6 protein-coding genes are annotated in these 6016 nt (G+C 67.9%); all 6 read right to left on the bottom strand.

Going from position 1 to position 6016, the window contains the following annotated elements:
* Positions 1-155 precede the first annotated feature (155 nt).
* Positions 156-905 carry a MotA/TolQ/ExbB proton channel family protein gene (locus VHR41_01155; protein HEX3232772.1) on the bottom strand — a complete coding sequence of 250 codons (750 nt, stop codon included), beginning with the start codon at positions 903-905 and terminating at the stop codon, positions 156-158.
* A 60-nt stretch (positions 906-965) separates the two neighbouring features.
* Positions 966-1622: an energy transducer TonB gene (locus tag VHR41_01150; GenBank protein ID HEX3232771.1), complete on the bottom strand. Its 657-nt coding sequence runs from the start codon at positions 1620-1622 to the stop codon at positions 966-968.
* Positions 1623-1879: 257 nt separating this feature from the next.
* Positions 1880-3331, bottom strand: coding sequence for an ATP-binding protein (locus VHR41_01145; protein ID HEX3232770.1), 1452 nt, complete (start codon positions 3329-3331; stop codon positions 1880-1882).
* A 1-nt stretch (position 3332) separates the two neighbouring features.
* The gene (locus VHR41_01140) at positions 3333-4001 is read right to left on the bottom strand and encodes a response regulator transcription factor (protein ID HEX3232769.1); all 669 of its coding nucleotides are present in this window, start codon (positions 3999-4001) and stop codon (positions 3333-3335) included.
* Positions 3998-5509 carry an ATP-binding protein gene (locus VHR41_01135; protein HEX3232768.1) on the bottom strand — a complete coding sequence of 504 codons (1512 nt, stop codon included), beginning with the start codon at positions 5507-5509 and terminating at the stop codon, positions 3998-4000. The genes VHR41_01140 and VHR41_01135 overlap by 4 nt, the downstream gene beginning before the upstream one ends.
* Complete coding sequence (locus VHR41_01130) at positions 5496-6008, bottom strand: nuclear transport factor 2 family protein (protein ID HEX3232767.1); 513 nt, start codon at positions 6006-6008, stop codon at positions 5496-5498. Before VHR41_01130 ends, VHR41_01135 begins: the two co-directional genes overlap by 14 nt.
* Positions 6009-6016: the final 8 nt, after the last annotated feature.

The raw sequence follows: 6016 nt of genomic DNA, 5'->3' as shown, positions 1-6016 counted from the left end.
CGGGCCGCGGGTCGAGGTTCTTGCCCTTGGGCAGGGTCGCCTTGAACCCGGCGGCGATCAGCGGCGTCACGATCATGAAGATGATCAGCAGCACCAGCATGACGTCGATCATCGGCGTCACGTTGATGTCCGCCTTGACGGCGCCGACTCCGGCGCTACCCGTGGATATGGCCACTGCCGGTCACCGCCTTCTGGGCCTGGAATTCCTTGGTGAAGATCGAACGCCCGAACTCGCTCCCCACGCTCTTGATCAGGTAGTCGATCAATTCCTTCGAGGTATAGGTCATCTCGACGGTGAGGTTCTCGATCTTGGTGGTGAAATAGTTGTAGGCCCACACCGCCGGGATCGCGACCATGAGGCCGAAGGCGGTGGTGATCAGCGCCTCGGCGATACCGGCCGAGATGCCCGCGAGGCCGCCGGAGGCGCCCTGTGCCGCCATGCCCACGAACGCGTTCACGATACCCATCGTGGTGCCCAGGAGGCCGACGAACGGCGCCGTGGAGCCGACCGTGCCGAGCACGCCCAGGCCCCGCTTGAACTCGGCCAGCACGATCAGCATCTGCCGCTCCACCGCCCGCTCGGCCGAGTTGATGTCGGCCGCGGTGATGGTGGCACGGTCGCGCAGCAGCGGCTTCACCTCGGCCAGCGCTTCACCGAGCACCCGGGAGACGTGGCTCTTCTTGTTCTTCTCGGCCAGGGTGATGGCCTGGTCCAGGTTCTCTTCCTGGATGGCCCGGGAGAACTGGGGAGCGAACTTGCGCGTCTCCGACTCGCTCCGCTTCAGCTGGATCAGCTTGGTGAAGACGATCGTGAGGGAGTAGATGGACATGATCGCCATGACGACGACGATCCCCTTGGCGAAGTTGCCCATCTGCGCCCAGAGGTTGAAAAGGTCTAGACTCATGTTGCGATGCCTCCTGGGAGAGCGCCTGGCCGGACCGTGCGTGGTCCGGCGGGAGAAGTCTTACTGGCCGTTCTTGAACGTGATTCGCTGCTGCACCAACTGACGGACTGGCTGCCCTTTGAACTTGGCCGGCTTGAACACGCCTTTCCGGATGGCCTCTTCGGCGGGATCGACGAAGGCCGGGTGCGTCGTCTTGAGCACCTTGAACGAATTCGGCTCGGCGTGTCCGGTGGTATCGACCACGTACTGCAGATCCACCGACCCCGCGATCCCCGCGCTCTGCAGCACCGGCGGATAACGGGGCGTGGGGATGGAGATCGGCTGGACCGGATCGTCCAGCTGCGCCTCCAGGAACACCTCGCCAGTGACGGGGCCGGTCCCGCCCACGACGCCGGCCGCGATCCCGCCCTCCACGCCCTTTCCGGTGAAGTCCTTCGGATCGAAGGGCTTCTCGTTCAGGTCGACGGGCGGAATGTCCTTGGGGATGTCGGTGGGGGCCACCACCGTCTGGAATCCCTTTGGCGGCGGGTTGGCCGACACGATCACGTCGGGTGGCGGCTGGTCAGGTGGGGGCGGCGGTGGCGGAGGTGGCTTGAGGAAGACCATCGTGGTGTCGACAGGACGATTCTTCATCGTCTCGGCCACGCCTTTGGTGGCCTCTACTGCGCCGAAGATGAGCGCGCCATGCACCACGACCGATAGGGCGGTCTGCCCCACGCTACGGCTCGCCTTCGGTTTTGATTCGATCAGGTTCTCGAACACGCAACTACCTCCGGGGGAGGGTGATCGTGTCGCTAAAGTATCACCTGCTCGATAGACCTGTCTTTGCCCCCGAATGACAATTCGATGACAGTCACATTACCAGACTGTGACCCCGGGGCTGCTCGTCCCACTTGGAATCGCGAGCGGCTCTTGGGCAGCTGTTCGCGGTTCATACGAAAACCCCGTGGACGCCAGTCCGCCTGTGATTCCGATCACACAGCGCTCCCCACCACCCTGGGCAAGCTGACGGTGAAGCGGGTTCCCCGCCCCGGCCGGCTCTGCACCGTGATCGAGCCCCCGTGCGCCTCGGCGATCCACTTGGTAATCGCGAGTCCCAGCCCGGTACCGGGATGCTGGCCGCTCCGGGAGCGGGCGGGATCGGCTCGCCAGAAGCGGTCGAAGATGTGGGGCAGGTCGCCGGGCGCGATGCCGATGCCGGAATCCTGGACCGTGAAGCTCACCACGCCGTCCTGATCCTCCAGGCTCAGCGCCACCTTGCCGCCCGCCGGGGTGTACTTGATGGCATTGGTGACCAGGTTGAGCAGCATCTCCTGGATCCGGTGACGGTCCACCGCCAGCCGCACCGGCTGCCCGGGCATCTCGCTGGAGACACTGATTCCCGTGCTCTCTCCCAGCATGCCCGCCGTCTCGGTCACGTCGCTCAGCAGGTCGCGGAGGTCCGACTCCTCGACCGCCAGCGGCGCCCGCCCCTCGTCCGCTCGGGCCAGGGTGAGCAGGCTTTCGACCATCTCAGTCATCTGATTGATCTGGGCCAGCGTTTCGTCGAGCGACTGGAGGATCTCCCCCGGCGTGCCCGGGTGCACCAGGGCGCGCTCGACCCCGGCCCGCAGCACCATGAGCGGCGTCTTGAGCTCGTGGCTCGCGTCGGCGGTGAACCGATGCAGGCTGGCGAAGCTCTTCTCCAGCCGGGCCAGCATGCCGTTCACCGTCACCGCCAGACGGGCCATCTCGTCCCCCGAGCGGGGCACCGCCAGCCGCCGGTGCAGGCTTCGGCCGTCGCTGATCGCCTCCACCTCGTCCATGATCCCCTGCACCGGCCGGAGCGTCGTCCCGGCCAGCCAGTAGCCGACCAGCGCGGCGCCGATCAGGATCACTGGGGCGATGAGGAGCATGGAGCGGAGCAGCTGCGCGGGCCCGAACCCGACTTCGCGAGTGCCAGTAGCGACCAGCAGGCCGCCAATCTCCGGCCCGGCCGCCTCCACTCGCATGGCGAGGAAGCGCATGGAGCCTTCCGGAGCACCGGAGTCCAGCGTGCCGGAATGTTTTGCGAGACGGACGGTGTGGAGCTCTGTGGTGAGCCGCTGAAGCACGTCGGCGTTGAGGTTTCGGGCCGCCTCAGAGAGCGCCAGGACTTTCCCGCCGGTGTCGGTGACGACGAGGTAATCCCGGGCCGCCTCCAGATAGGCGCTGATGCCCGGATCCAGCGCGGGGCTGGTGCCCGCGGTGGTGACGATCCGGCCCAGCACGTTGTAGGACTCGCTGAGCCAGCGGTTGGCCAGATCCGCCTCCAGGCCGAGCCGCTGATCGAGTTCCCGCAGGCTGGATTGCCGCCGCTCGAGGTACAGCAGGGTGCCGAATGCGACGACGGTCACGCCGAGCGCCACGGTGTACCAGATCGTGAGCCGGCTGCGGATGGTGGTCATGTTACGCTTTGACGACGTACCCCACGCCGCGCACCGTGTGGACCAGCTTGTGGGCCTGTCCCGAGTCGACCTTCTTCCGCAGCCGGTTGATCACCACGTCGACGATGTTGGTGCCGGGGTCGAAGTGATAGTCCCAGGCGTACTCGGTGATGAGGGTTCGGGACATGACCCGGCCCGCGTGCCGCATGAGGTACTCCAGCACGGTGTACTCCTTGGGCGTGAGATCGATGGTCGCCCCGGCCCGGCGCACCTCGCGGGTGGCGTTGTCGAGCTCGAGGTCGCCCACCCTTAGCAGCGGGTCGCGGATTTCTTTGGGACGCCGGCCCAGCGCTTCGACCCGGGCCAACAGCTCCTCGAAGGCGAACGGCTTGGTCACGTAGTCGTCGGCCCCCGCCCGGAGCGCCTGCACCTTGAAGTCGACCGCGTCCTGCGCCGTGAGCACGAGGATGGGCGTGGTGGTCCCCCGGTCTCGCAGCGTGCGGAGTACCTCGAGCCCGCTCATCCCCGGCAGCCGGAGGTCGAGCACGATCAGATCGTACCGGCCGCCCGAGGCCAGCCGCAGTCCCTCCATCCCGTCATCCACCAGGTCGGCATGGTAGCGCTGCTCGTCCAGGCCCCGCTTCACGTACTGGCCCACCGTGCGGTCGTCCTCGATCACCAGGATCTTCATGCCGCTGCCGCCGGCAGGCGTACCCGGAACGTGGCGCCCCCGCCGGGCGCGCTGTCGACCTCGATCCGGCCCCGATGGTCCTCCACGATGCCGTAACTGATCGAGAGTCCCAGACCGGTGCCGCGGCCGGGCGGCTTGGTGGTGTAGAACGGCTCGAAGATCTTGCTCTGCTCCTCGCGAGGAATTCCGACGCCGGTGTCCTGTACCTCCAGCACCACCTCCTCGGCGCGGAACCGGTCGCGGCTGGTCCGAAGGGTGAGCTGCCCGCCCTGCTCCATCGCGTCCATCGCGTTGAGCAGCAGCGCCATGAGCACCTGGGTCAGCTGCTCGGCGTTCCCCAGCACGGGCGGGAGCTCCGGATCGAGCTGCTCCACGATCTGGAAGCGCTTGAACCGCTGGTGGTGCTTGAGCAGGGAGAGCGCATCCGCCGCCAGCCCGTTGAGCGACACGGCGGTCTTGGCCTTGCTCTTGGGCCGACTGAAGTCGAGCAGGCCGTCCACGATCCCGCTGCAGCGCTCGACCTCCTTATCGATGATCTCGAGGTACTCGGCCACGGCGGTCGCGACCGGCGAGCGGGCCGGCTCAAGCCGTCCCTGGATGGCGGCAACGCAGGCGCTGATGGTGGCCAGCGGGTTGTTGATCTCGTGCATGACCCCGGCGGCGAGCTGGCCGATGGCGGCGAGCTTCTCGCTCTGCATGATGCGGGCTTGAATCCCGTGCCAGTCGGTCACGTCCTCGCCGATGGTGATCACGTGGGTGATCTCGTCGCTGTCCAGCCGCATCGGGATCTTGCTCAGCCGGTAGAACCGGCTTTCCCGGCCCTGGGGGACCTCCAGCGTGATCTGCTGGATCTCGCCGGTCTGGAAGACCCGGTCCAGCTCGGAGCGCAGCCGCTCGGGATCCTGCCGGGTGAGCACGTCGAAGATCCGGCGGCCGACCACGACCTCCCGGCGGAGCCCCTGGGTGCCGGTCTCCCGCTTGCGATTCCAGGTCTGGATCCGGTACTCGCGGTCGACCACGTAGAGGCCCAGCGGCAGGGTGTCGATGATGAGGCTGGTGAACCGGCGATGCTCCTCGATCTCGCGGGATTGCGCCGCCACCTCGCCGGCCAGATCGGTGGAGAGCTCCGCCGAGGCGACGTAGGGCGTCAGGAAGTCGGCCACGATCCGCAGCACGTCGAGCCCGGCGTCATCGTCCCGGAGGCGGGCGGTGAGGAGCCCCAGCCGGGTCCCCTCCTGCTCCAGTGACAGCCGGTGAAGCGACGGCTCGTGCGGCACCGCGTCGAGCGAGCCGAGCCACGTCTGCCCGCCGGCCGACGCGGGAGCGGCCACGGCCCGGAATGCTGTCGCGCTCGGCTCCCGAAACCAGATGGTCACGTGTTCCGCCGGCAGCCCCGCCCGGAGCGCCTCGGTGACGGCGGCGAGGGTCGGCTCGATCCCGAGGCCGGCGTTGAGCAGTTTGGCGATCGACCCCAGCAGGGCGAGCGAGCCAGGCTCAGCGCCGCTCACGGGGGCCTCCCCGGGGGGCGGCGATAGCGGTGACGCTCAGGATCCGCCATTGCCCATCGATGCGCCGGAGGACCAGGTGCTCGATCCAATCTCCCTCCACAACGTCCCCGGCCACGGGCAGCCGTCGCCGGGTGGTCATCCAGACTCCCGCGAGCTCCCCCTCCTGACGGAAGTCGGCGCGGAGCACCCGCAGATCGAAGCGCTGCAGACCCAGCCCCTCGAGGCGCCGGGCGATCGCGCTCAGCGCGAAGTCGATCGGCACGGCCTGGTGCGCGCCGGCAGTGATCGGCAGCAGCGGGCCGGAGTAGCTGGCGTCGGGCCAGAAGAGTGCCCGTGCGCCGCTCCAGTCCCGCTCCGAGAAGCTCCGGGCGTAGCCCGCGACCAGCGACTGAACCGCCTCCTCGTCCCGTCTACTACCGGTCGGGGTGTGGTCCTCGATGCGGCACCCGGCGATGGCGAGCAGGCCAAGATAGAGCGCCGCGCTGTGCAGACGGCTCATCGGGATCC

It is taken from the genome of Gemmatimonadales bacterium (assembly GCA_036265815.1).
In the GTDB taxonomy this organism is placed as follows: Bacteria; Gemmatimonadota; Gemmatimonadetes; order Gemmatimonadales; family GWC2-71-9; genus CAVVWJ01.
The sequence above is the reverse complement of the archived record's forward strand: the minus strand, read 5'-3'. Positions and strand labels throughout refer to the sequence as shown.